A 24197-nucleotide genomic window follows, 5' to 3' on the forward strand; every position below is an offset into this window, starting at 1 on the left:
GCTTTATATACAATATACCCTGCTTTTTCATCTTCTTGTATGTTCAAAAGTAAGAAACCTATAGTTTGCGAAAGCATGTTAACAAAGCTATTCAAAAAAATTATGAATACAAATCCATATGACTGAAATAATCAAAAATATGACGTAAATCTGTAATCTTTATGCTATGAGTGCTATAAGCAACGATTATTTCAGCCAGCATAAGAACGAATAAAATGGCCAATAGCACTTTAACAAGCGGAAATTGTCGAAACTGAGGAGAAAAAAGCAGCTTACTGACTGTATACAAAAACAGCAGGATAAAGTAAATCATCATGGCATTTGTTGCCTGAAGGGGAACATTCCACACAAATATGTACACGCTGAATGTCAAAATTAAAATAAACGACATTTCTTTCCCGCTAAAAAAATCACTCATTGCGTAACACCTTTTCTTGTTCATGAATGAATAAGAAGTTATAAACTCACGAAACATTAACGTTATTTTTACAACAGTATACACGATTTTCTTATTAATTTCTATATACGGATGCATATACGGAGTGGCTTTTAGCGGATTGGGGTCATGTTTTTGAGTGCAATGGGTTATAGTAACAGGGAAAGCTCATAAAGGAGGTTTGAATAATGGAAAAAACAAATGAATTTGTTCAAAAGCTGAACGATAATCAAGAAAAGCAGCTTAAAAATAAGCAGGGTCAAGCTACTGGCCACCCTGAGAAAAAACTTCCTAACAAACAGCATTAATGTTGTAAAAGTTGGCTGTAAAGACAGCCGGCTTTTTTTGTGGACATTTTTCGGAAGTCGAAATGTTTGAAGATAAAACAAATCCCCTGTTACAATAAACTGAACCCGCTGCAAAAACGTTCGCAGCTACACTTTCCTCTTAAGGAGCTGAATATAAAATGAGTAAATTTGAAAAATTATTCGAACCAACAAACATTGAAGCATTTGATTTACAAACTCGTACAGCAATGGCACCGATGACAAGATGCTTTGCTGATCCAGAGACAGGCGTAGTCGGTCAGGACGTTGTAGACTACTACCGCCGCCGCGCAAAGGATGGTATTGGCTTAATTATTAGTGAAGGAATTGTTATCAGCGAACGCGCAAAAGGAAATCCTGGCGTTCCGGGTATCTATACACAGGAACAAATTGATTCATGGAAGCCTGTAACAGAAGCTGTTCATAAAGAAGGCGGCACGATTATTGCTCAAATTTGGCACGTTGGCCGCTTGAGCCATCCTGAGTTAATCAATGGACATAAACCTCAGGCCCCTTCTGCTATTGCAGCACAAGGTCAAGTGCCTCGTTTCCGCAAGCCCTACGAAGAGCCTGAAGAAATGTCAAAAGAAGATATTAAAGAAGTTGTAGGACAGTACGCTCAAGCAGCTAAAAATGCCATTGAAGCAGGCTTTGACGGCGTTGAAATTCACGGTGCTCACGGATATTTAATCGATCAGTTTAATTCAGACTGGTCTAACAAACGCACGGATGAATACGGAGGCGACCTTTCACAGCGATTAACGTTTATGAAAGAAGTGATTTCTGCTGTTATTGACGCCATTGGAAAAGAGCGCGTTGTGATTCGCTTCTCTCCTCATAAGCTTGATAAACCAGACTATCGCTGGGATGATACTGAAAAAGCCATTCAAACGTATACAGAAGCATTTAAAGAAACAGGAATTGAGATTATTCACCCGTCTATGCTGGATTTTTATGAAGATGTGCAGAACGGTCAAAACCTTTATGAAATTACGCGTAAATACTGGGACGGACCGATTATCGGAGTGGGTGATTTAACGCCTGAATCAGCTGAAAAAGCGCTGCAAGCAGGCTGGATCGACGTAGCTGCTATTGGCCGCCCGCTTATTTCAAATCCTGATTATTTACAGCGTATTAAAAACGATGATGCTCTTGTCGAATACGATGCTAAAAAACATTTACCAGAGCTTATCTAAAAAAAGCTGAAACAAAAATATTTTAGCTCAAATGAAAAACGAACCACTGATCAGCATGTTTAATCAGTGGTTCGTTTTTTTGTTATGGTGAATGTAGTTTCATCTGTTTCGTTACGCTACGTCTCAACCTCTTTTTTATTCATTAACGTATGACTGAACTTCTTGTTTCCAAATAGCATAGCCTTGGCCTTTTAAATGAAGACCATCCACCGTGAAATTACTTTTTAACTGATTGTTTTTGGATACTTTCGAATACAGGTCAATGTAAGAATCATTCTGTTTCTTAGCGAGACGCTCTAAATAGTTATTTAACGCTATCACATCTTTATTGTCCACCGCGTCGCCGCATTTTTTATTGTTCACCGGCAATACGCTTTGAATATAGACCTTCGTATCCGGTGATTCTTTATGAATACGCTCAAGAATTTCAGCATAATTTGCTTTGGTTTGCCTTACAGATTTTTTCTCATTTAAATCGTTAATGCCAATCATTAAGAAAATCTTTTTTGGCTTAGCATCGGTAATACTTTTTAGTCGATGCAATACCCCTTCTGTTGTGTCATCGGCTACGCCTCGATTGACAATCTGCTTATTATGAAAAAGTTCGCTCCATTCAGAGCGCTGGGTAATGCTATCACCGAGAAATACGATGGACTCTTTAGGAATACTTAATTGCTTGAACAAAGTTGTTCGTTCAATGTAATAAGGGTTATCCCTGTAGCTTTGCTTAGACGAATGTTTAGAAGACAGCGGATTTTTCATCGCGCTGCTGCTTGTCGCATAAAAAGCAAAAACACCTATGAAAAGGACATTTAAAATAATGGAACTGATAAAAACAACTTTCTTTACTGAACTCACGACAATGACACTCCTGTACTTTGTATGTTTTTTAGATAACTTTACGAGCATACAGTAAAGCTTCCTGTTAACACTCTTTCCCTCCATACAAGACATTTAATCATTTTTTGTAAATAATGATTTTACATAAAAAAGAAGCGGCGCTCGAAAGCGCCGCTTCTTTTTCTATAATATAAGGGGTTAAAACGTACTTTTATTATAACATATAGTACATGGTCATATTTTCCTCTATTAGAAAATAGTTCTTATGTCGTTTCTTTTTCCAGCTGTTTTTCCCTTTTTACTTGTCTTGCGAAGAAGAGTTCGTATACAACTGGAATAATAATTAAAGTAAGAAGAGTAGATGACGTAAGTCCGCCAATTACCGTGATTGCTAAGCCTTTTGAAATCAGCGTTCCGCTTGATGTAGTAAGCGCCAGCGGGATCAATGCAGCAATGGTAGCAAACGCCGTCATTAAAATTGGACGCAATCGCGTTTTCCCAGCTTCAATAAGGGCTTCACGGATCGTCATGCCTTTTTGTTCACGATTTTGGGTAATTCGATCTACAAGCACAATCGCGTTTGTTGTAACAATTCCAATCAGCATTAAGAATCCAATCATGACGCTGACAGACAGCGGTTCTTTTGCAAGTACTAGACCAACTAACGAACCGATTGGCACAAAAATGAGTGACGATAAAATGATAAATGGAATACGCGCTTTTCCAAACGTAACGAGCATTGTTAAATACACAAGGCCGATTGCTGTTAAAATGGCTAGACCTAGAGATTGGAAGACTTCTACTGTCTCGTCGCTTCCTCCTCCTCCGTCCAAGCTCACATCTTTGGGCAAGTCTAACTTTTTCACTCCATCTACAACATCTTTGGTCACAGCTTGAACATCATCGCCTTTGATGTCTGCTTCTACTCGCGCAAATACTTTGCCGTCAAGCTTTTGAATAGAAGTGAACGTATCAATTGTACGAACGTCAGCGATATCTTTTACTAACACAGGTCCTCGCTCTGTAAATACTTGAAGATCTTTAATTTCTTTTACTGAGGCAAGGTCTTTATCGTACGAAAGCTGAACCGCTCGTTTTGTATTATCTAATTTTAAATCTCCAACGGATACCGGTTTGGTTTGATCAGAGATTGTACCAAGCAGCTGAAATCCAGATACTCCATACTCTGCGGCTTTATCAGGATCTACTTCTACTACAAGCTGCTTTTGCTTATCTGAGAAGTTATTTGTTACATATTTAAGACGTTTGTCTTTGTTTAAGTGGTTTTCCACTTGCTTAGCTGCTTTTTGCAAGTCATCTAAATTAGAAGAATATAAATCAACCGTCACGTTATTATTTGTAGGCGGCCCTCCTGTTGATGCTTCTTGCACATTAACCGTTGCTTTCGGTGATTCTTCTTTCGTGATGCTTTCCATTTTCTTTTGAACTTTATCAATAAACGTATCAACATTGACGCCTTCTTTTACATTCAAGAAATAGCCAACTTGGTTCGGACGTTTTACACCTGTTGAAAAGTCACGTGATCCAACTTCCGTTGTCACGTCTGAAATTTCGTTTTGGTCCGCAAACATCTTTTCAATTTTTAAGGATACATCGTTTGTTTTTTCAAGGGACGTAGATGCCGGTAATTGAACGTTGGCTTGAAGCATTTTTTGTTCTTCATTTGGAATAAACGTAAAGCCAAGTGAAGGAACAAGCGCAAATGACCCAAACAGTAAAATAAAGGATAAAATTAAAATTTTGATTTTATGATTAAGCGACCATGCAATCGCTTTTGCATACCCGCGCTGCAGCTTTCCTTCTTTTTCTTCAGGCGGTACTTTTTTAAATGCAAATTTCGCTAGAATCGGCACGATTGTAATCGCTACAAGAAGAGATGCTAACAGTGAAAAAACAACTGTTAAAGCAAACGGCAAGAAGAACTCTCCTGTAATTCCTCCTACAAAGCCGATTGGCAAGAATACAACAACCGTTGTGATCGTAGACGAGGTAATCGCTTTTAAAATCTCTTTTGTTGACGACTCGACAAGCTCATTGCTCATGCCTTCTTCTGAACGGCGAACGCGTCTAAAAATGTTTTCAATCACAACAATACTGTCATCCACTACGCGCCCAACGGCTACGGCCATTCCGCCTAGTGTCATAATGTTAAGCGAAATATCAAGCTGATTTAAGAAAATAGCTGATACTAACAGCGATAATGGAATCGATATAATCGCAATGATCGTTGCACGGAAGTTACGTAAGAAAATCAGCACAGCGAGCGATGCAAATAATGCTCCAAGCAGTCCTTCGCGTACCAATGTCTCAACAGATTTTTCAATGCCGTCAGCTGAGTCAAAGCCGATTGCATAGTCTAACTGGTCATCATATTTCTTCAAGATTTTCATCGTTTCATTGGCCACTTCAACCGTGTTAGCATCTTGCTTTTTCGTGATGGCCATCGACAGTGCATCTTTGCCGTCATAGCGCGTATATTCGCCTTGTTCTGTTACGGCTTCGACTTTGGCAATATCGCCAAGCTTAACAGGCTTTGCTTCAGGGTTCATCGTAGATTTCAGCTGGATTTTTTTTAATGCATCGATTGTCGCGACTTTTTCTTCTACTCGCACTGGAATTTGAAGCTCTTTGCCGTTTAATGTTCCTGCTGGGAACGAAACAGCTTTTTGATTAATTTGTTTTTTCATCTCATCAAGCGTTAAGCCTGCTTGAGCTGCTTTTTCTTTATCGACCGTAATTTGTAAAAGGTCCTCTTTCACGCCGCCAACTGAGACGGAGTTAATACCTTGAATTTTATTTAATTCAGGAATCACTTCATCGTTTAATACTTTTTCAAGATTTGCATCATCTTTGGCAAACAGTGAAATGTTGAAAATCGGGAAGGAACCAAACGAAAAACGGTTTACGTCTACATTTGATGATTCTGGTAAATCTAACTCTTTTATCGACGAGTTAATTTGCTGTTCAACTTTATCTAAATCCGTATTGAACGGGAATTCTAAATTAATGATGCCGACGTTTTCATACGATACGCTTTGTACGCTTTTAACGCCTTCAATTCCTTTCACTTGGTCTTCGATTTTCGACGTGACGCTTTCATTTACATCATCAGGGGAAGCCCCAGGATATGTTGCTTCAATGGACAGCTGCGGAAATTCAATATTCGGCAGTAAATCAATTTTTAGTTTTGAAAATGAATATAGCCCCGCTAAAATAAGTAAAAATGAAACGATAAACACAGCTACCGCATTTTTTAAACTAAATCTCGTCAAAAAATTCATCTTTTTCCTCCGTTACGTAACTAAGTTATTTGAGAAGCCTTCATCCTTTAATAGCTGCAGACCCGTTTTATTTTTTAAAACAATTTTAGAGTACCCATGGGTCAGTTTTTCGTAAAAAAAACTCACCTCCTTTCATATGCTGATGAACTGTCTATACAAATTGAAATTTGATGGTCGCACGCTCCCCCTGGCAGCGAGATAAAGGAAAAGCCGTCTTGACCATATAAATCCCAACCTTCAAAAAAAGAGCTGTCGTGAAACATATCTAGCGCATACCCATTAGAAAATGTAATTCGAAGTATACCGATATCTTCATACCACTGTATAGAGATAATGTGCTGGCCAAGCAGCAGCGCTTCGACTTGCTGACGCTGCTCGGCAGAATGTGCTGACTTCCAGTCCGCTTGACCAAGCAAGATGCTGCGTTTGTTTTTTAGTCTCCATGGACATTCTGCAACGAGACCACCTTTACTAAATACAAGCGAAAACGGCAGGGTATTATCTGTGTTCACTTTGGTAACGGTTTGCTCTTGAAAATATGAAAAATTAATTACTGTGCTGCTGTTGTTCATCAAATCCCTCCATTATCAAGCAGTACCGACGAGTCATTTTTGGGTTTCAAAATAGCAGCCTTCAATGTATAACTTCACAATGAACTCCGCATAGTTCATGATATCTTCCTCTGTTATATCATCATCGGAAACGATATCCATCCTATACCCATTTAACATGCTGCAAAACGCTTTTGAATGTAAAAAAGCATCTTTTATTTTTTCCTCTTCAATCAATTTCGCAACAAGCCCGTGATAATCCTCAAAAAATTGATGAAGACGATCCATCATTTCTGGCATTTGGTGCGGGGCTTGCCAAAAAGAGTCCGGATATTTTTTAGTTTCGTAAAAAAAGAGCAGGTGATGCTTCGCAACTGAATACAGCTTTTCATGAAACGTTTGGCACTCATCCGTTCTTCGCTTTGCATGATACAAAAACTCATCAAACGAACGATTATTCACAGCGATATAAAGCGACTCTTTGGACGAAAAGTACAAGTAAAGCGTTCCTTTAGATACGCCAGCTAGCTTGGCAATATCAATCATTTTTGCTTCATAATAACCTTTGGATCCGAATACTTCAAAAGCAGCATCTAAAATTTTCTCTCGCTGCTGTTTTCGGTTTGTCATGATAAAAATCCTCTCATACGTTTTCGATACTATACATATAAAATAATTAAAATAACTTGTCAACACGTAGTGTGCTCTTTTATCCATTGCATCATAAGAGTGTGTCAGTTTTTCAAACAAAATACTTCTATAAAGCAAATTAAAGCGTTTTCGACTTTTTTGTGACAGATACAAATGATGCTTGTATATGAAGAGCTCGCTATGGTACATTTTTGTCATCGATACAGAAATTTATTCCGTCGTTACGGGAGGAGAAAACATGGTTCTTACATCACCAATTGGTCGCCTGCGTTTAGTAGGAATTTTAGAAGGAATTTCATTTTTACTGCTGCTTGGCATTGCTATGCCGCTAAAATATGCAGCAGGCATACCCGAAGCTGTATCAGTTGTAGGCGCAGCACATGGTGCACTTTTTGTGCTGTATGCTCTTGCAGTCGTTCATGTAAAATTCGCGCATAAATGGTCAATCGGCCGCTCTTTATTTGCATTTCTTATGTCGGTTATTCCGTTTGGTCCTTTTATTTTAGAGCGCCAGCTGAAAAAAGAACAGTAAAAGAAAAGAACGTCACGGACATCATGTTTCCATGACGTTCTTTTTCCTTACTGTTCACCACTGTTTTCGCTAAAATGGTCAATCGTTTTCCACCACTTCAGTGAGTGAGGTTTTAATAACATTCCAATTTCTTCTGGACTAATTTGCTGATCTACAATCATTTCATGCATTGCTTGAAAGAGTCCCGTTGTAACAGCTTCTTTCACATCAGCTTCACCTTCTATATACAGCTGTTCAATCGCTTCAAACACGTCCGGTTCACGTTCGAGCTGGCCGTTATATTCAAGAGAGATCAAATGACCCGCTACTCGGCTTAATTCATGCTGCAGCTCGTCTTTATCGTTGAGGTCCACTTCTTCGCTTGGCTCAAAAGATGGGCAAGCTTCTTTTAGTAATGGAATAACATTTTGTTTTGTAATCATGTCTAAATTCCCTGCCTTTGCATATGTGACAAATTCTCTATTCTTTACCCTTTTCTCTTTTTCTATAAACTGGTTTTACAAAACTTTACCGTTTTCTACAACTACTTCTCCTTTTTTCACTACGCTATCAATATGATTTAAGCCATACTGATACTGAAGGGTACGATAACCAGAGACATTAAAAATTGCTAAGTCAGCTTGTTTTCCGGCTTCAATACTCCCAATCTTATCTCCTTGATTAATAGCATGAGCTGCGTTAATAGTTGTGGCTACAAGCACTTCTTCAGGACTCATGTTCATATTCATACATGCCAGGTTCATCACAAACTGCTGTGAAGTCGTTGGAGATGAACCTGGATTGCAGTCTGTAGAAAGAGTAACCGGAACGCCTAAATCGATCATTTTTCTAGCATCTGGCCATTTCATTCCAACAAATAAGGAATTCCCCGGTAAAAGTGTGGCTACGATCCGTTTTTCAGCCAGTTTCTTTAATCCTTCATCAGAAGCATACAAAAGATAATCGGCTGATATCGCTCCTACCTCTGCTGCGAGCTCCGCTCCTCTGCAGTATTCAAAGGGGTCGGCATGTATTTTAGGAAGCATGCCATGGCTTTTCCCGGCTTCGAGTATTTCTTGACATTGTTTGAATGAAAAAGCATTTGGAAGACATACAGCATCATTAAATGCTGCAAGCTTATAAGAAGAAATTTGAGGAATCATTTCGTGAATAAGTAAATTGACGTATTTCTGCGTATCTTTTTTATATATAAGAGGTACGACGTGTGCTCCTAAAAAGGTACTTACTACATCAACTGCGTGCGTATCATTCAGCATTTTAGCAATTTGCAGCTGCTTTAGTTCTGTTTCTAGTTCTAAGCCATACCCGCTTTTCACTTCTATAGTTGTGACTCCATGAGCTAGAAAAGATGTAAGACGCTCATAGCTCTGCTGATAAATCCGGTATGCATACTCTTCCTGTGTTTGAACGACAGTGGAGTGAATACCTCCACCTTCTTCTAATAAATCCAAGTAAGAAGTTGGCCTTTCAAACCGCCTATAAAATTCTTCTTCACGCGAGCCAGCGTACACAGCGTGTGTATGGGGATCAATCAGACCCGGAGTCACAATTTTATGAGAAGCATCGATAATCATTGCATCATTTCTTTCCCTTTCATATTTTTGTTCTAGCTCTTTTGTTGTACCTACGGTCACAATTTGATCTCCTTCTATCCAGACTGAGCCATTTTCAATCACCGTCAAGTTTCTCATTTCTTTTCCAGCTAAAGGACCTTTACTTTCTTTGGCCGTTACAACTTGCGAAGCATTTTTAATCCATAGCGCTTTTTTTGACATCGTTGAATTTCCCCCTTTTCTAGCGTGTACAACGTTTTGGGGCCTCATATTTACCGTAAACTCATTTAGATTCACCTACACATTTCGCATCTCTGCCTTCTTTCTTGTAGGTAGAAATTTGAAAAAGCATGTCCATGGTCTGAAAAGCGTGTTTTTAAGTCTTTAAAGCTAGATAACTTATATTTTTTTCAATTATATACGCTTTTAGACCCTTCTTTTCTCCGTTTTCTTACTTATTGACTCTTGTTTTATACAGATATATCCTTATATACTAAATCTTTTATCACATGTATTTTATAAACATTACAGCGAGTTCCCCTCAACAGGATAAATAATAGATTTCTAGGAAGAGAACGTTTATAATATTCTTTGAAGTTTTACTTTTAGAAAGATTCACTAATGGAGGAAGAAATATGATTGTCAACTATAAAAACCAAGCAACCGGCCATCGCATGAATAACGGCTGGAATCTTTTCTATGCGTCAAACTTAACGATGTGGCGCAAAGACGAAAAGTATTTGCTTTTAGATGAAAACCAAGATGTAGTGATGATCTTTGGCTTTAAAAAAGACGAAATCATTCTAGATAAATTGCAAACATGGGGCTATACATTTGGTGTCCATCCAGAGAAAAAACAAATTTCCTGCTTGCAGCGTCAAGAAGAAATTGGTGAATAAAAAGAGGGCTGAATTTCTTCAGCCCTCTTTTTTATTAACGGGTTTGTTGAAACATAGCGCTCAGCTGCTTTTTTTCAGATGGTTTAACAACATAATACCATGTACCATCTACTATTTGTCCTTCTCCTTTTACCGTTACTGTTTCGAAATCAGGCCGTCCATTCTTAATGACGTTATACATCGTAAATGCATCGCTGACATCAATATTCGTTTGGATATGCTTTTTTGCGAGCGTGAGAAGGCTTGGAATATTTTTCACTGTTGACATGTTCATTCCTTTATCTAATAGAGCTTCCACCACTTGACGCTGGCGATTGTTTCTTCCTAAATCACCTTTTGGGTCTTCATGTCTCATCCGTACATAGGCAAGAGCTTTTTCCCCGTTCAACGCATTTTCTCCTTCAGGAAAGATAAATGAATCAAATACAAAAGGAAACGGGTTCTTAACGTTCACGCCGCCAAGTTCATCTACTACATCTTTAAAGCCTTCCATATTTACTTTCACATAATAATCGACATCGATATTTAAGAAGTTCTCAACCGTGCGTACGGTTAAAGGAATGCCTCCGTATCGGTAAGCATGGTTAATTTTCTCATCGGTCCCTTTTCCATCAATGCGTACGCGCGTATCTCTAGGGATTGGCATAACCTTTGCTTTATTATGGCTTTTATCTAAATTGACCACCATTAATACGTCTGAGCGACCCGTATCGCCTGGCCTTTCATCTACGCCCATAACGAGTACATTAAACGAATGAGGCTGCTCTTTAGCAGATGTTTGATGCTGATAGACAATTCCAAATCCAGCGGTTCCTAAAAGCAAAATACATGCCGCTAAGATGCCTACTTTGTATTTTTTCATTCATACGGCCTCCTTTACACATCACTTACTCTCTATATGCCTTAATGAATGAAAATTTATACCTTCTTGAGGAAATTTACGCACACGTCAAAAAAGCCCGCTTGTTGGGAAGCTGGCTTTTCACTAGTAGATGTTAGCTTGATTTTTGATGCACATCACGCTGTACCCATTCACTTTCTAACATACTCATTTCAATTAAGCTCCAGTACTGTCCATCTACAAGCCGGACATCGCGAAGAAGGCCTTCGCGCGTAAAGCCAATTCGTTCATAAGACTGAATCGCCCGCTCGTTAAAATCAAAGACGCCGAGCGAAATTCGGTGAAGACCCAGTTCTTCAAAACCGAAAGCTAACACTTTTTCAAACATGTGCGAGCAAAGCCCTTTTCCTCTATACTTTTCACCAAGCAGCACTCGGCCAATTCTTCCTGTTTTATGATAATAATCAATATGAGCCAGAGAAATATGCCCAATAAGCTGTTCATTTTCATCTATGACAGAAAAAGCATAGGTAGAAGCACCATCCTCATTTGCATATCGAATGTAGTGTTTTAACTGTCTAGGAGTAAGCGGAAAAGAAAAGCTAGAGCCGCTCCATTGCACCATAAATGACTCGGAGGGAATCCAATCCATTAGCTGTTTAAAGTCTTTTTTGGAGAACGGTCGTAGAGCTATCACATAATTTTCCCCCTTATTATTTCTGACTTTTCTAAATATATTACATTTATCATAATAAACTGTCAACTGCCTATGTAAAAAAAAGCCATCATTTCGATGACTTATAGCTGTAATGCTTTTCTAAGAAGAGTTAAATCATGAGTAAATTCAAAAAAGTAGGTTCTATTTTCATTGTCAAATACCATCATGATTGGCTTTTGATTCGGCTCAAGAACAAAAATAACTTCACTTGCCAGCGTGTTGACCGCACTATTTTCAATTTTTACGGCTGGATCAAGAGGTACTTTAACAAGATAGCCTTTTTTAGGAAGCGGACTTGCCTTTTTATATAAACCAGTAATGGACTCAATACTTTTTTCAGCTTCTTTTTGAACATTTGGAGGTTTGAGCGTTGAACGAACGACTTTGCCCGTTTCAATTTGAAATACCTCTACTTTTGGCTGTTCGGCGCTTATTGCCTGCGGAAAAATAAAAGCAGCAAATAAAACGCATACAGCAACCCATTTTCGTATCATTTTCAGCACCTCTTTCCATTGTGGATGAGATGGAGATAAGAATGGTCGTCTCTTCTTATACTATGACCTATTTATGTATATTTATTTCATCAAATGACTGCCTGCACTGCCATGTTTTTGTCATGTTCTCAGAACTTCCTCTATACACTACTAATAAGGACACGCTGTATGAGGTGATAAGATGTCGTGGTTTGAAGCATTTATTTTGGGAATCATTCAAGGGCTTACAGAGTTTTTACCGATAAGCAGCACGGGGCATTTGTATTTAGGGCGTCACTTATTTGGCTTAGACGATGCAGGATTGTATTTAGATACGATGCTGCATATAGGCACTCTGCTTGCTGTGTTTGTCTTTTATAAGCGTGAGCTATGGCATATTATTCGTCATCCGTTTAGCAAGCTTACAGGGCTTTTAGTGATAGGAACGATCCCTGCAGTTGCAATTGGTCTTTTGTTCAAAGACTATTTTGACAGCATTTCTAAATCTGGCTTAACGATTGGCTGGGAATTTCTTGCGACGGGACTGCTGTTATGGTTTGGTGATTCCGTAAAAAATGGCTATAAAAAAATGGATCATATTTCATATGGAGATGCCTTTTTTATCGGCTCGTTTCAAGCAGCTGCGATATTCCCTGCTGTATCCAGGTCAGGCTTAACGATGGTAGCTGCGCTAATGCGAAAATTAGATCGTGAAACAGCCGCTTATTTTTCATTTTTATTGTCGACTCCCGCCATTTGCGGAGCGGTGTTACTTCAGTTAAAAGATGTAGTCACAGGTGAAGTCGAGCAGCTTTCCGTTTTCTTTTTATTCGTCGCCACCCTTTCATCTGCTTTATTTGGTTATGTAGCAGTAAAATGGATGATCAATTATTTAAAACATCATTCATTAAAAACGTTTGCGATTTACGTTTGGGTATTAGGTACAGTCGTGCTGGTTTGTCAGTTTACGGGGGTGTTTTAAGATGAAGATGAAGATGAAAGTCCGGACTCTTTTTTTAGTATTGTTTTTTGCTGGTATTTTAGTCGTAACCAGCTATGTTGATAACAATTCCCAGCAGTCGTTTGACAGCTTATCTCACCTTTCCCTTGATGGAGGCGCTGTTGAAACCTCTGCTGATGAAGACGAGGCGGAACAATTAAATATGTCGGTCAAAGAAGTTCATGTTAAAACAGAAAAAAGAGGCGGATACCGAATTGAAGTGTACGAACAAGTGAATGTTTATAGAGATGATAAAGGAAAAGTAGTAAAAAAAGTTCCCACGGGAGAATATCAAACGTTGAAATATAAGCTGAATGAAAAAAAATAAACCACTTACCGAAGTAAGTGGTTTTATTTTTAATGGTTAAAGTGAGCTGCAAGAATCCACAGTGTACCAACCACGATACAAAGTGCAATAAAGAAACTGTAAAGAATATTTGCAACCTGTACTTTACCATTTTCACTTTCAGTCATGTGCATGAACATTACTAGCTGCATTGCTGCTTGTAATAACGCTAAGATCATGATAAGAGTCATCGTAATGCTTCTTGATAGATCAGCTAGCACTACTAAACCAAGCGCTGCGAATGTTAAGGCTAGTGAAAGGATAAGCCCAAATACATGACTAAGCGGAAAACCTGCTTTTTGGCCTTGTTTATTTTCCATGTCTTATCCCACCAATCCGTTCAAGTATACAAGCGTGAAGATGAAGATCCATACAACATCAAGGAAATGCCAGTATAAACCGATAATAAATACTTTACGAGCAGTAACTGGTGTTAATCCTCGTCTTACTAATTGAATAATAATACTGATTGCCCAGAATACACCGACTGTTACGTGAAGACCGTGCGTTCCAAGTAGTGTAAAGAACCCTGATAAGAAGGCACTTGTTTGCATTGTTGCACCTTCGTGAACTGCGTACATGTAAAACTCACGAATTTCGTAGAAAAGGAATCCTCCACCAAGAACAAGTGTAATAACAAACCAAACTAAAAGTCCTTTTAAATCATTATTACGCATTTTAAAGATGGCAATTCCCATCGTGAAACTACTGAATAGTAGTAGCAATGTTTCGATCATAAAATCTTTAACAACGAACAGTTCTTCTGCAGTAGGGCCACCCGCTGTACGCGTATGGTACGTTAAGTACGTTACGAACAGCGTAGAGAACAACGCGATCTCGGCACCTAAGAAAATCCAGAATCCAAGGATATTCAGGCGACTTTGTTCTTCTTGGTATTCTAACGGCAATGATTTATCTAAATGCCCTGCCATTATTTGTCACCCCCTGTAATTCCTTCAACCTTCTTAATTTCATCTACTTTTACATAGAAGCCCGGATCATAATCAAATGAACGAGCAAGCATACAAGCAAAAATACCTGCTAAGCCGAAGATTGCCATTGGCATCCACTCAAATACTAAGCCAAATCCACCGATGAACCAGAAAATACCTGAGATAAACGGTACACCAGAGTTGCTTGGTAAGTGAATTGGTTTTAAGTCTTCTGCTTTAATTTCTGTTTCATTACGTTTTTTCATGTGCCAGAATGCATCCATTTCTTTCACATGAGGAATTACTGCAAAGTTGTAAGCTTGAACTGGTGATTTAGTCCACCACTCAAGTGTACGACCATCCCAAGGATCGTTTGCAGTGTCGCGTTTGTTTTTCCATGCACTGTATAATAAGTTGATTACTAGTACAAAGAAACCAAGACCCATTAAGAATGCACCGATTGTTGAAACTAAGTTTAGTCCATTCCAGCCAAGGTTGTCTGCATAAGTTTGCATACGACGAGTCATACCGTCTAAACCTAGGAAGAATTGTGGGAAGAAACATACGTTAAATCCAACAACAAAAATCCAGAATGAAATTTTTCCTAATTTTTCGTTCAGCGTGTGACCGAAAATTTTCGGATACCAGAAGTATAAACCTGCGAAACAGCCAAACACTGTACCAGAGATTAATACATAGTGGAAGTGAGCGATTAGGAAGTAACTGTTATGATATTGATAATCGGCTGATGCCATCGCAAGCATAACCCCTGTTACCCCACCGATTACGAAGTTTGGAATAAATGCTAATGACCAAAGCATCGCAGTCGTAAATTTGATACGGCCTTTGTACATTGTAAAGAGCCAGTTAAAGATTTTAACTCCGGTTGGTACGGCGATTAACATCGTTGTGATTGAGAAGAACGAGTTAACTGACGGTGAGTTACCCATTGTAAAGAAGTGATGCACCCATACAAGGTAACTTAAGAACGCGATACCGACCATTGATACTACCATTGCTTTATAACCGAATAAGTTCTTACGAGAATGTGTACTGATAACTTCTGAGAAGACACCGAATACCGGTAAAATAACGATATATACTTCAGGGTGACCCCAAATCCAGAATAAGTTAGCCCACATCATTGGAAGACCGCCGTTAGCCATTGTAAAGAAGGCTGTTCCGAATACACGGTCAAGTGTCATAAGTGCAAGCGCTACTGTTAATACAGGGAACGCGAAAATGATAATAATTGATGTGATGAAGATTGACCAAGTAAACATTGGCATTTTCATCATTGTCATGCCAGGGGCACGCATTTTTAAGATTGTTACAAAGAAGTTGATACCAGTCATTAATGTACCAGCACCAGCAATCTGTAGTGAAACGGCATAGAAGTTATTTCCGATACCTTCACTGAATTCTTTACCTGCAAGCGGGAAGTAACTTGTCCAACCTGCATCAGGAGCTCCTCCGATTACGAAAGAAAGGTTAAATAGCATTGCTCCCATAAAGAATGTCCAGAAACTAATTGCGTTTAAGAACGGATATGCTACGTCACGCGCACCAATTTGTAATGGAACGATTACGTTCATTAGTCCGATAATAAATGGCATTGCCATGAATAAGATCATGATAACACCGTGAGCCGTGAAGACTCCGTTGTAGTGATGTTCATCTAAAATGTTCATACCCGGGAATGCAAGCTGCATACGCATCATGATTCCATCGATTCCGCCGCGGAAAAGCATTAATACAGCTGAAAGGATGTACATGACACCGAGTCTTTTATGGTCAACTGTTGTTAACCATTCTGTCCATAACCATTTCCATTTCTTGAAATATGTTAAGACAAAAACGATACCGATGACCGTCATAGCGATTGCTGCATCAGCAGCGTAAATCATAGGTTCGCCAGTGACGAAAAATTCATCTAGCTTCATTATGTCTTCCCCCAATCATTACGTTATTTAGTGTAATAAATGAATGTTATTCATGATTTGAGTGATCCATGTTTTCCATTTCTTCATTACTCATTTTTTCGTCTTCTTTCATCTTGCTGTGATCATGTCCAGTACCACGTTCTAGCTCTTTACCAGGAATGTATACATCTTTTGCATGGTCAACCCATTTTAAATGTGTACCGTTGTAAGTTTGACGACCAACAACGCCTGGGCTTAGGATTTGATCATATTTCTTTTCAGTCAATTTACCAGCTGTGCCTTTTACATCACTAACCCACTCTTTGAAGTCTTTGTCTGTTTGAGCTTGAACTTCGAACTGCATTTGAGTGAAATGTTCACCAGAGAAGTTAGCACTACGTCCCATATAAGAACCAGGCTTATCAGCTTCTAAGTATAACGGCATTGACATGTTGTTCATCGAATATTTTTGTCCGCCAAGTTCTGGTACCCAGAATGAGTTCATAGGTCCTTGAGCTGTTAACTCAAATTTCACTGGCGTATCTGCTGGAATGTTTACGTAGTTAACCGTCTCAATATTTTGTTCCGGATAACTGAAAATCCATTTCCAGTTTGCAGATGTAACGTGAATCACGATTGGATCTTTATCCTTTGATTCTGCCGGTACTTCTTCTGCAGAATAGATCGCTTTAACAGTTGGCACTGCTAATAGAATTAAGATGATGATTGGGAACGCTGTCCAAATAACCTCCATCTTTAAGTTACCTTCTTGCTCAGGTGGCTCATAGTCCATGTTTTCAGGTTTTTCACGATATTTGACAAGAACAAATATAAAAATAGCAAATACGACAACAACCACGATCAACATCATCCACATAGACCAAATGATTAAATCAGATTGCGTTTTTGCAACAGGACCTTGCGGGTTCAATACAGCAAGCTTTGAACAACCGCTCAAAAATACTAGTGAAAGCGCAGATAGTAAACCTACTAGCTTCCAAAATCCTTTTTTTGGTTTCACTTAAAACTCTCCTTTCTAACAACACATGATGCGAAGCCTATATTGATGAACATTCAAAACGCGCTATCTTTCGCTAGATAACGACATTTTTATACAGACTCTCTTCCCCCTTATTTGTAGGCCACTACTATTGTAATACAAAATGACATTTTTTTCGTCCCTTTTGCTTTATTTTTTTATATTAAAAATATTCTAATATAGTGACTGTACCAATGGGGTTAGAGTGCTTCAACCTTGCGATATTCTATCACATAATTTGGCATGAATAAATGTAAATAAAAGGATTCAACTCCCATTTCTTAACTATTTCTCTAGGAATAACTGCAAAATCAGCTTTGCATGTTTGCTTCAACATTGATATATCAATACACATCGACATAATTGAATATTTTGTGACAAATTTTCAAAGAAAATGTGACGTCCTGTATGAAGCTTATTTTGCCCGTTAATTTCCCTTTACTTTGTAGCAAATATTTGATTTTTTTGCTTAAAATTCTTTCTTTCAAAAATATGAACAAAACGTGAATTTTTTAAGAAAGCGTTTTACAATAGAAAAGAGCTGCGTGTTACTCACGCAGCTCTTGATCCATAAATTCTTTAACCGTAATGTCATCTCCCGCTTTATCTAACAGCGTAGTCGTTGCTGGAAACGGGTGTTTAATATGACTCGGTATTTTTTCATACAGCACAAAATAATCACTTTTTGGGACCGCAGCATCAATTGTATACGTATCGTGCACTAAAGCCGCCTTTACTCGCTCAATTTGCTTACTTCGATTGGTTCCTGTAAACAGCGCGTATGTTCCTTTATTTGTATGGATATCATCATAATCCACTAAATTGCTCATTTTAGTACTGACTTCAATACGCAGGCGTTTGTTCCATCCTTGCTTCAATACGGCCATTCCTTCTTTATCACCAGGTATGGAGAATAAGGCTATGTATGTATTAGAGTGATCAACCCTTTTAAAATCTTGCAGTGTAATCCTTGCAGAGCCATCAATACTTTCTTTATGCTCCCAATTTCGCAAATGCTGCTGCACGCTTGCAGCATTGTTTTCAATCGGATATCGAATCATCTCATACGCAACAATTACAACCGCTATGCAAATGAACAGAAATAGCAACCGCTTTATCTTTCGCACATCTATTCACCTTCCTTAGCTTACTCCCCTTTTATGTAATTGCCTAAATTATAACTTCCTATTAAACCGCTGTCTATGCACTAGGAGAACTACGTTTTTTTTTACCACAAAAGGGATTTTTCAAACCTTTTGTCATAAAAATACGCTAAAAGACTCAGTAGCTGTTGAACCAAAAGAAACCGATCCCTGCTTCCCTTCTTATCTTCATAACAAAAAAAGATACCCGTTTTAACACAGGTATCTTTTAGCTTATATATTACAGCTTTCTAAATGAAGGCTATTTAAGGATTATTTGCCATTCTTTTTATTATACACAACGTTCCGCACACATGTATCCTTTGACCTGATACCCATGTTTTTTGAGCTGCCGAATGCTTAAATTTCGGGAAATGCTGTCAGGAACAATTACCACCACTTCTTTATATGGAATTTCTTCATGTTGTCTTTTTAAATAAGGAAGCGGAATATGAATTGCTTTTTGACAGGGGTTTTGCTTCATTTCATGAAAATGACGAACATCTACATACGAAACCGTTGTAGAAGCACAGTCCACGGTTGTCACTTTCTTTATCCCTTGCACCGGCACATAGCGTTTATAAAAACTGTAACAAATTAATAAAAATAAAATACCTATGCTCATATATAATATCGCCATGTTTTCCTCCCAATTAATTTCTATACCCCTGTATGTATACTATATTCAAAAGAAAGAATCAACACAGAAGTACTCTATCTCATTTCTCTCTAAAGAAAAATGGTCTTTTTACACTTTATTATGAAACCACAATAAAGTGACGAAATCAATCATTATTTATTTTGACTTTTCGAAAGATTTAAATACTAGTAAACAGATCGTTTTTTCTTATTATAATGAAGAAACGCAGAATTTTTATTTTCATTTCCCCTTTTCTTTCCCGTTAAAACTGAGGTTCGCTTATGAATAATATAGTAGAACCAATGTTGCACAAACGTTAGAAAAATGATCCTAAAAATGAAGGATGGGAGATAGAATAGTATGAACACGTGAAGCAAGAGACTATATTGTGATTGGCTCAGAAAAATACGGGTTAACTTAAAAATGCGATATACACAAAAAAGGAAAGCTTCGGAAACGAAAGCTTTCCTTTTTTAGATTAATCTCCATCAAGGTTTGCCCGACAATTATTATGAGACAAAGAGGTACTTTGTGCTTCATGCCGTTTTTTCTCACCCTGCATTGTCATATCATCTTTTTCCGTTCTCCCTTTAGCGATGTGTTTAGTTTTATTTCCTTGGTTTAATGTCATGTTCATTCCCCTTTCTGGTGGATATAGTGTATGAAAATAACTCACACGCCATAAGAGGAAATGATATGAAAAAGCCACTCTTAAATTGAGTGAGCTTTCTGCCTAAAACTGCTTTTCCTTTTATTGCTGAATCCGCATGAAAGGATATTCTCTATTTTAAACGTTCGTTTTTCGTTCCTTAGTAAGCACCAAGCTTTTACGCTCTGAGGATAAATTTTATACACAATAATAAATCGCTGTGTCAAACATCCTTTATCGTCCATATAAATAATTTCAACAGGTCGTTTTGAAGAGTAGCTTTCTTGAAGTAGCTGTTGCATAGAATTCGCTCCTTTAATTTTTAGTTTATCGAACGTATGTTCTTTTTTCAACTGTTTTAAACTGAATAATTCTCTAGCTTTTACAGTTTAAAACGGGGAAAATAATAAAAATCATACAAATATTAGGTAATTGTGATATGGTAAAAGAGATTACTTAAGTTGGGAGAGGTGCATGATGGAAAGTAACATACTTAAATGGATCCCCGTTCCTTACTTTCAATTAAATCAAGAAGGTGAAATCCTTCATTTTTCTAGTCAAGCACATTCTTATTTTTCTTCAGTCTCCAGTCTGTGGAGCATTATTCATAAAGACGACCGGAAACAGGCAATGTGGATGCTGTCACAGCACTCCTCATCTAACCCCATCATCAGGCATTTGCGTTTGAGAACGAGCGATGATACATTTGTAAATTTTAAATGCACGATTCATTGGAAAAATGGTGTAGGGCATTTAGTATGTACCGAAAAGAAGAATGTCAAGGATCCGTTAGATGTTGTATTATCTGCTCAATCCTATTTAGAAAACTCAGACAAACGATTAAAAGAATCGGACAAGGTGTTAAATAATGCAGCAGATTTATTATTTAATCGATTAAAACGCTAATTAAGTGAACAAAGTCTAAGCTATATTCCTTTATTTCTATCATTTTTAAAGTCATTAAAAGGCTACCTACAAGGGTGGCTTTTTATTTTTGGTCTGCACGTAAACTCATTCTCTTTTCGCCCGCACCATTTAGTCCAGCGTACATACACTAATAGGCATACTTTCCATATTTATTCGTACTATATTTATGTTTTGCTTAGAAAAAAATTCCGAATAATCAATAAATGTTTGAACATTTTTTAAAATTGACATATATTATAAACAAACAATCATTTGAATGTTTGAATGAAGGAGGAAATCATGCCAAAAGACCGCTGTGATATTTATTGTTTTAATGAAGAAAAAGTGAATCGTATTAAGCCTGCTATCGATGCCGAAGCTGTTCAAGGTGTTTCTGCCCTGTTCAAAGCGTTAGGAGATGAAACGAGGCTTAAAATCGTCTTGGCTCTGTATAAAGGCGAGGAATTATGTGTATGTGACGTAGCCAATATTGTAGGCTCTACAGTTGCGACTGCTTCTCATCACTTAAGGCTGCTCCGAAATATAGGAATTGCCAATTATCGCAAAGAAGGAAAGTTAGCTTTTTATTCTTTAAGGGATGCACATATTAAACAAGTAATTGATATCATGTTTGCTAAAAAAGAAGACGTAACCATTTAAGTTTTTCTTACCGTATAGGGAGTGGGACACAATGAAACACGAAGATAAAAAACATCATCACCATACCGGAAGCTGCTGCAGCGGATCTTCTTCACCAGAAATTGAAAGCAAGGCCTGCTGCTCCTCTTCTTCAGAAGCCGCATCTGCTGAAGAGCCTTCTTCCTGCGGCACAAAGAGTCATGAACACAGTCACAGCTGCTGTTCAGATACAATTGCGTTAACGACCGACAAAGGCCAGCATTCTTGCTGCAGTGATCACGATATAGCAACAGGCAGTGACATAGAAGAAACAGCTGAATACCGCGTATATGGAATGGATTGCCCTTCCTGCGCCGCGACGATTGAAAAAAGTTTAAAAACATTAAACGATATTCAACACGTAACCCTCAACTATAATACAGGGAAGCTCCAGGTAGCGGCGGCAAGTGAGTCAGCTCTGTCACTCATTCCAACCTCAGTAGAAAAACTAGGGTTTAACATTGAGCCTATCCAATCAAATAAGAAAATGAAAACGTATCTGATTGAAGGAATGGACTGTGCGGCTTGTGCGAACACGATTGTGAATCATTTAAAAACAGTTCCTGCTGTCAAAGATGTACACGTTAACCTTTCAACGGGAAAAGCACAAATTGAGCACGATAACGAAGCGGATGACATTATTAAAGAAGTATCTAAAGCTGGGTATACCGCTAATCCTAGTAACCAGCAGCAGGCAGTCTGCTGAGTCGCGGCACCATAAAGGCCAAAATGGACCGATTGTTTTTTCGGGTATTCTCATCGCATTAGGTTTTATCGGTTCTCATACAGGAATCGCTTCTTATATGACAACTGTACTCTACGCTATTGCCATGATTGTTAGCGGGTATAAGCCGGCTAAAAAGTGCTTATTACGGAATCAAAAGCCGTTCTTTAGACATGAATGTTTTAATGACCGTTGCAGCACTTGGGCAGCTGTTATTGGTGAGTGGCTTGAAGGTGCTACCGTCGTTTGGCTATTTGCTTTAGGTGTTGCTTTGCAAACAAGGTCGATTGAACAAACAAGAAAACTCGATACGAGGTTTGATGGATTTAGCTCCTTCTGAAGCATGGGTAAAAGAAAACGGCCAGCTGATTAAAAAAGCAGCGGAAGATATTTCAATCGGCACTACGATTGTCGTAAAGCCAGGAGACCGAATTCCGCTAGATGGTGAAATTATAAACGGCGAATCCAGTATCAACCAAGCTCCTATTACAGGTGAATCTATTCCAGTTGATAAAGCAATCGGTGATGCTGTTTATGCAGGCACAATTAACGAAAACGGATCTTTAGAAATTAAAGTAACAAAGCTAGTCGAAGATACGACCATTTCTAAAATCATTCATTTAGTGGAAGAAGCACAGGAGAAAAAAGCGCCTACTCAGGCATTTGTTGATAAGTTTGCAACCATTTACACACCTATTGTCTTTATTTTAGCTTTATTCATTATGATCATCCCTCCCCTGTTTGATGGTGCATGGAGTGAGTGGTTTTACAAGGGGCTTGAATTATTAGTTGTGGCTTGTCCATGCGCGCTAGTCATTTCTACTCCCGTCGCCATTGTATCTGCGATTGGAAACGCTGCGAAAAATGGCGTGCTCATCAAAGGCGGAACGTTTTTAGAAAAAGCTGGTGCAATCAATGCGATTGCTTTTGATAAAACAGGAACGCTGACAGAAGGCAAACCAGCCGTTTCAGAAGTTGTTTCCCTTGCTGCTGAAGAAAGCCAGCTTTTAGCGATAACCAAAACGCTTGAAGATTATTCGAATCACCCTATTGCTCGCGCTATCGTGGATTATACTGCGGAGAAAAAAGTCGTTTCTTTACAAGGATCAAATTTTAAAATCCTTACAGGAAAAGGCGTGCAAGCAACAATTCAAGAAACGGTTTATTACGCAGGTAATGCAAAATTATTCTCAGATTTAGGAACACCTCTATCCCACTGCTGGTCTCATATTAAAAAGCTTCAAAACGAAGGTAAAACGATTATTATTGTCGGAACAGCTAAAAGTGTTCTAGGCATCATTAGCGTAGCTGATACCATCAGACATACAACCGTATCTGCTTTAGAAAGCCTCAAACAAAACGGAATGCAGCAAATTGTGATGTTAACCGGTGATAACGAAGGAACAGCTAAAATGATTGCTTCTCAGTCTCGGGTAGACCGTTATTTCGCTGATTTGCTGCCTGAAGACAAAGTAAAGGCCATACAGCAGCTTCAACATGAAGGGTATCAAACGGCTATGGTTGGAGATGGAATTAATGATGCCCCTGCCCTTGCTACTGCTGATCTTGGCATTGCAATGGGCGGTGCTGGTACTGATACAGCCATGGAAACAGCTGATATTGTCTTGATGGCAGACAATTTAGAAAAGCTTCCTCATACAATGAAGCTAAGTCGCAAAGCTTTAGCTGTTATCAAACAAAACATTTGGTTTTCTATTATTGTTAAAGTCATTGCCTTAGCCTTTATCTTCCCAGGGTGGCTTACTCTGTGGATTGCCGTCTTAAGCGATACAGGAGCAGCGCTACTTGTTATTTTAAACAGCCTTCGCTTACTCAAAATGAAAAAATAAATGGAATCCATAAGCTTTCCAGCATGCGTTGGAAAGCTTATTTTCTAGGAG

The 24197-nt window shown here is 38.4% G+C and carries 25 protein-coding genes and 2 pseudogenes; 9 read left to right on the forward strand and 18 right to left on the reverse strand.

What is annotated here, in order from left to right; all coding sequences use genetic code 11:
- Positions 1-100: 100 nt before the first annotated feature.
- Complete coding sequence (locus ACO1DI_RS27910; RefSeq protein ID WP_014459353.1) at positions 101-418, reverse strand: hypothetical protein; 318 nt, start codon at positions 416-418, stop codon at positions 101-103.
- Positions 419-624: 206 nt separating this feature from the next.
- On the opposite strand from ACO1DI_RS27910, the gene ACO1DI_RS27915 reads away from it, so the two are divergent.
- Both ACO1DI_RS27915 and ACO1DI_RS27920 read left to right on the forward strand, forming a co-directional pair.
- On the forward strand, positions 625-744 hold the full coding sequence (locus ACO1DI_RS27915) for a DUF4023 domain-containing protein (protein WP_014459352.1): 120 nt from the start codon (positions 625-627) through the stop codon (positions 742-744).
- 173 nt (positions 745-917) lie between these two features.
- Positions 918-1958: pseudogene (locus tag ACO1DI_RS27920) on the forward strand (alkene reductase); the annotation flags it as partial.
- Positions 1959-2093: 135 nt separating this feature from the next.
- Here ACO1DI_RS27920 and ACO1DI_RS27925 read toward each other — a convergent pair.
- The 4 genes from ACO1DI_RS27925 to ACO1DI_RS27940 form a co-directional block, all read right to left on the reverse strand.
- Positions 2094-2816: a GDSL-type esterase/lipase family protein gene (locus ACO1DI_RS27925; RefSeq protein WP_423145786.1), complete on the reverse strand. Its 723-nt coding sequence runs from the start codon at positions 2814-2816 to the stop codon at positions 2094-2096.
- A 245-nt stretch (positions 2817-3061) separates the two neighbouring features.
- Positions 3062-6100, reverse strand: coding sequence for an efflux RND transporter permease subunit (locus tag ACO1DI_RS27930; RefSeq protein WP_014459349.1), 3039 nt, complete (start codon positions 6098-6100; stop codon positions 3062-3064).
- Between the two features lie 122 nt (positions 6101-6222).
- Positions 6223-6672 (reverse strand): DUF6188 family protein, encoded by a 450-nt coding sequence (locus ACO1DI_RS27935; RefSeq protein WP_014459347.1) that lies wholly within the window; start codon positions 6670-6672, stop codon positions 6223-6225.
- 33 nt (positions 6673-6705) lie between these two features.
- Positions 6706-7281: a TetR/AcrR family transcriptional regulator gene (locus ACO1DI_RS27940; protein WP_014459346.1), complete on the reverse strand. Its 576-nt coding sequence runs from the start codon at positions 7279-7281 to the stop codon at positions 6706-6708.
- 259 nt (positions 7282-7540) lie between these two features.
- Here ACO1DI_RS27940 and ACO1DI_RS27945 point away from each other — a divergent pair, with 259 nt between their 5' ends.
- Positions 7541-7834, forward strand: coding sequence for a DUF3817 domain-containing protein (locus ACO1DI_RS27945; RefSeq protein ID WP_013083888.1), 294 nt, complete (start codon positions 7541-7543; stop codon positions 7832-7834).
- 47 nt (positions 7835-7881) lie between these two features.
- On the opposite strand, the gene ACO1DI_RS27950 is transcribed toward ACO1DI_RS27945, so the two are convergent.
- Together ACO1DI_RS27950 and hutI are read right to left on the reverse strand one after the other, a co-directional pair.
- On the reverse strand, positions 7882-8256 hold the full coding sequence (locus ACO1DI_RS27950) for a DUF7674 family protein (protein ID WP_014459345.1): 375 nt from the start codon (positions 8254-8256) through the stop codon (positions 7882-7884).
- 75 nt (positions 8257-8331) lie between these two features.
- Positions 8332-9609: an imidazolonepropionase gene (gene hutI / locus ACO1DI_RS27955; RefSeq protein WP_423145787.1), complete on the reverse strand. Its 1278-nt coding sequence runs from the start codon at positions 9607-9609 to the stop codon at positions 8332-8334.
- Between the two features lie 413 nt (positions 9610-10022).
- Here hutI and ACO1DI_RS27960 point away from each other — a divergent pair, with 413 nt between their 5' ends.
- Positions 10023-10286 (forward strand): hypothetical protein, encoded by a 264-nt coding sequence (locus tag ACO1DI_RS27960; RefSeq protein WP_013057818.1) that lies wholly within the window; start codon positions 10023-10025, stop codon positions 10284-10286.
- 34 nt (positions 10287-10320) lie between these two features.
- Here the strand turns inward: ACO1DI_RS27960 and ACO1DI_RS27965 are convergent, their stop codons facing one another.
- The 3 genes from ACO1DI_RS27965 to ACO1DI_RS27975 form a co-directional block, all read right to left on the reverse strand.
- Positions 10321-11148, reverse strand: coding sequence for an LCP family protein (locus tag ACO1DI_RS27965; protein ID WP_182420947.1), 828 nt, complete (start codon positions 11146-11148; stop codon positions 10321-10323).
- Positions 11149-11281: 133 nt separating this feature from the next.
- Complete coding sequence (locus tag ACO1DI_RS27970) at positions 11282-11824, reverse strand: GNAT family N-acetyltransferase (protein ID WP_029714405.1); 543 nt, start codon at positions 11822-11824, stop codon at positions 11282-11284.
- Between the two features lie 101 nt (positions 11825-11925).
- Entirely contained in the window at positions 11926-12339 is a 414-nt protein-coding gene (locus tag ACO1DI_RS27975; RefSeq protein ID WP_115654318.1) for a hypothetical protein, read from the reverse strand.
- A gap of 181 nt (positions 12340-12520) precedes the next feature.
- On the opposite strand from ACO1DI_RS27975, the gene ACO1DI_RS27980 reads away from it, so the two are divergent.
- A complete protein-coding gene (locus tag ACO1DI_RS27980; RefSeq protein ID WP_182420949.1) occupies positions 12521-13300 on the forward strand; it encodes an undecaprenyl-diphosphate phosphatase in 780 nt (259 codons plus the stop codon).
- Between the two features lies 1 nt (position 13301).
- Entirely contained in the window at positions 13302-13646 is a 345-nt protein-coding gene (locus ACO1DI_RS27985) for a hypothetical protein (RefSeq protein ID WP_226701359.1), read from the forward strand.
- A 29-nt stretch (positions 13647-13675) separates the two neighbouring features.
- Here the strand turns inward: ACO1DI_RS27985 and qoxD are convergent, their stop codons facing one another.
- The 8 genes from qoxD to ACO1DI_RS28025 form a co-directional block, all read right to left on the reverse strand.
- Positions 13676-13984, reverse strand: a complete 309-nt coding sequence (gene qoxD, locus ACO1DI_RS27990; protein WP_013057824.1) for a cytochrome aa3 quinol oxidase subunit IV — start codon at positions 13982-13984, stop codon at positions 13676-13678.
- A gap of 3 nt (positions 13985-13987) precedes the next feature.
- Entirely contained in the window at positions 13988-14596 is a 609-nt protein-coding gene (gene qoxC, locus ACO1DI_RS27995) for a cytochrome aa3 quinol oxidase subunit III (protein ID WP_013057825.1), read from the reverse strand.
- On the reverse strand, positions 14596-16539 hold the full coding sequence (gene qoxB, locus ACO1DI_RS28000) for a cytochrome aa3 quinol oxidase subunit I (RefSeq protein ID WP_013057826.1): 1944 nt from the start codon (positions 16537-16539) through the stop codon (positions 14596-14598). The genes qoxC and qoxB overlap by 1 nt, the downstream gene beginning before the upstream one ends.
- Positions 16540-16585: 46 nt before the next feature.
- Positions 16586-17539, reverse strand: coding sequence for a cytochrome aa3 quinol oxidase subunit II (gene qoxA, locus ACO1DI_RS28005; RefSeq protein WP_014459338.1), 954 nt, complete (start codon positions 17537-17539; stop codon positions 16586-16588).
- A 566-nt stretch (positions 17540-18105) separates the two neighbouring features.
- Entirely contained in the window at positions 18106-18684 is a 579-nt protein-coding gene (locus ACO1DI_RS28010) for a hypothetical protein (RefSeq protein ID WP_013057828.1), read from the reverse strand.
- A 307-nt stretch (positions 18685-18991) separates the two neighbouring features.
- The gene (locus ACO1DI_RS28015) at positions 18992-19339 is read right to left on the reverse strand and encodes a rhodanese-like domain-containing protein (protein WP_423145788.1); all 348 of its coding nucleotides are present in this window, start codon (positions 19337-19339) and stop codon (positions 18992-18994) included.
- Between the two features lie 478 nt (positions 19340-19817).
- Positions 19818-19970 carry a hypothetical protein gene (locus tag ACO1DI_RS28020; RefSeq protein WP_181903736.1) on the reverse strand — a complete coding sequence of 51 codons (153 nt, stop codon included), beginning with the start codon at positions 19968-19970 and terminating at the stop codon, positions 19818-19820.
- A gap of 80 nt (positions 19971-20050) precedes the next feature.
- Positions 20051-20290, reverse strand: a complete 240-nt coding sequence (locus ACO1DI_RS28025; RefSeq protein ID WP_014459335.1) for a hypothetical protein — start codon at positions 20288-20290, stop codon at positions 20051-20053.
- A 175-nt stretch (positions 20291-20465) separates the two neighbouring features.
- Between ACO1DI_RS28025 and ACO1DI_RS28030 the strand changes: the two genes are divergently transcribed.
- From ACO1DI_RS28030 to ACO1DI_RS28040, 3 genes and pseudogenes are all read left to right on the forward strand, one after another.
- Complete coding sequence (locus ACO1DI_RS28030) at positions 20466-20894, forward strand: PAS domain-containing protein (protein ID WP_226555275.1); 429 nt, start codon at positions 20466-20468, stop codon at positions 20892-20894.
- Between the two features lie 300 nt (positions 20895-21194).
- Complete coding sequence (locus tag ACO1DI_RS28035) at positions 21195-21554, forward strand: ArsR/SmtB family transcription factor (RefSeq protein WP_013057833.1); 360 nt, start codon at positions 21195-21197, stop codon at positions 21552-21554.
- 31 nt (positions 21555-21585) lie between these two features.
- A pseudogene (locus ACO1DI_RS28040) lies at positions 21586-24146 on the forward strand (heavy metal translocating P-type ATPase).
- Positions 24147-24197: the final 51 nt, after the last annotated feature.

The sequence above is a fragment of the Priestia sp. 40 genome (assembly GCF_049368575.1).
Lineage (GTDB): Bacteria > Bacillota > Bacilli > Bacillales > Bacillaceae_H > Priestia > Priestia zanthoxyli.

Coding starts and splice junctions, on each gene's coding strand:
- ACO1DI_RS27910 (WP_014459353.1), bottom strand. CDS start 418: ATGAGTGATTTTTTTAGCGGGAAAGAAATGTCGTTTATTTTAATTTTG.
- ACO1DI_RS27915 (WP_014459352.1), top strand. CDS start 625: ATGGAAAAAACAAATGAATTTGTTCAAAAGCTGAACGATAATCAAGAA.
- ACO1DI_RS27930 (WP_014459349.1), bottom strand. CDS start 6,100: ATGAATTTTTTGACGAGATTTAGTTTAAAAAATGCGGTAGCTGTGTTT.
- ACO1DI_RS27935 (WP_014459347.1), bottom strand. CDS start 6,672: ATGAACAACAGCAGCACAGTAATTAATTTTTCATATTTTCAAGAGCAA.
- ACO1DI_RS27940 (WP_014459346.1), bottom strand. CDS start 7,281: ATGACAAACCGAAAACAGCAGCGAGAGAAAATTTTAGATGCTGCTTTT.
- ACO1DI_RS27945 (WP_013083888.1), top strand. CDS start 7,541: ATGGTTCTTACATCACCAATTGGTCGCCTGCGTTTAGTAGGAATTTTA.
- ACO1DI_RS27950 (WP_014459345.1), bottom strand. CDS start 8,256: ATGATTACAAAACAAAATGTTATTCCATTACTAAAAGAAGCTTGCCCA.
- hutI (WP_423145787.1), bottom strand. CDS start 9,609: ATGTCAAAAAAAGCGCTATGGATTAAAAATGCTTCGCAAGTTGTAACG.
- ACO1DI_RS27960 (WP_013057818.1), top strand. CDS start 10,023: ATGATTGTCAACTATAAAAACCAAGCAACCGGCCATCGCATGAATAAC.
- ACO1DI_RS27965 (WP_182420947.1), bottom strand. CDS start 11,148: ATGAAAAAATACAAAGTAGGCATCTTAGCGGCATGTATTTTGCTTTTA.
- ACO1DI_RS27975 (WP_115654318.1), bottom strand. CDS start 12,339: ATGATACGAAAATGGGTTGCTGTATGCGTTTTATTTGCTGCTTTTATT.
- ACO1DI_RS27980 (WP_182420949.1), top strand. CDS start 12,521: ATGTCGTGGTTTGAAGCATTTATTTTGGGAATCATTCAAGGGCTTACA.
- ACO1DI_RS27985 (WP_226701359.1), top strand. CDS start 13,302: ATGAAGATGAAGATGAAAGTCCGGACTCTTTTTTTAGTATTGTTTTTT.
- qoxD (WP_013057824.1), bottom strand. CDS start 13,984: ATGGAAAATAAACAAGGCCAAAAAGCAGGTTTTCCGCTTAGTCATGTA.
- qoxC (WP_013057825.1), bottom strand. CDS start 14,596: ATGGCAGGGCATTTAGATAAATCATTGCCGTTAGAATACCAAGAAGAA.
- qoxB (WP_013057826.1), bottom strand. CDS start 16,539: ATGAAGCTAGATGAATTTTTCGTCACTGGCGAACCTATGATTTACGCT.
- ACO1DI_RS28015 (WP_423145788.1), bottom strand. CDS start 19,339: ATGGCGATATTATATATGAGCATAGGTATTTTATTTTTATTAATTTGT.
- ACO1DI_RS28020 (WP_181903736.1), bottom strand. CDS start 19,970: ATGACATTAAACCAAGGAAATAAAACTAAACACATCGCTAAAGGGAGA.
- ACO1DI_RS28025 (WP_014459335.1), bottom strand. CDS start 20,290: ATGCAACAGCTACTTCAAGAAAGCTACTCTTCAAAACGACCTGTTGAA.
- ACO1DI_RS28030 (WP_226555275.1), top strand. CDS start 20,466: ATGGAAAGTAACATACTTAAATGGATCCCCGTTCCTTACTTTCAATTA.
- ACO1DI_RS28035 (WP_013057833.1), top strand. CDS start 21,195: ATGCCAAAAGACCGCTGTGATATTTATTGTTTTAATGAAGAAAAAGTG.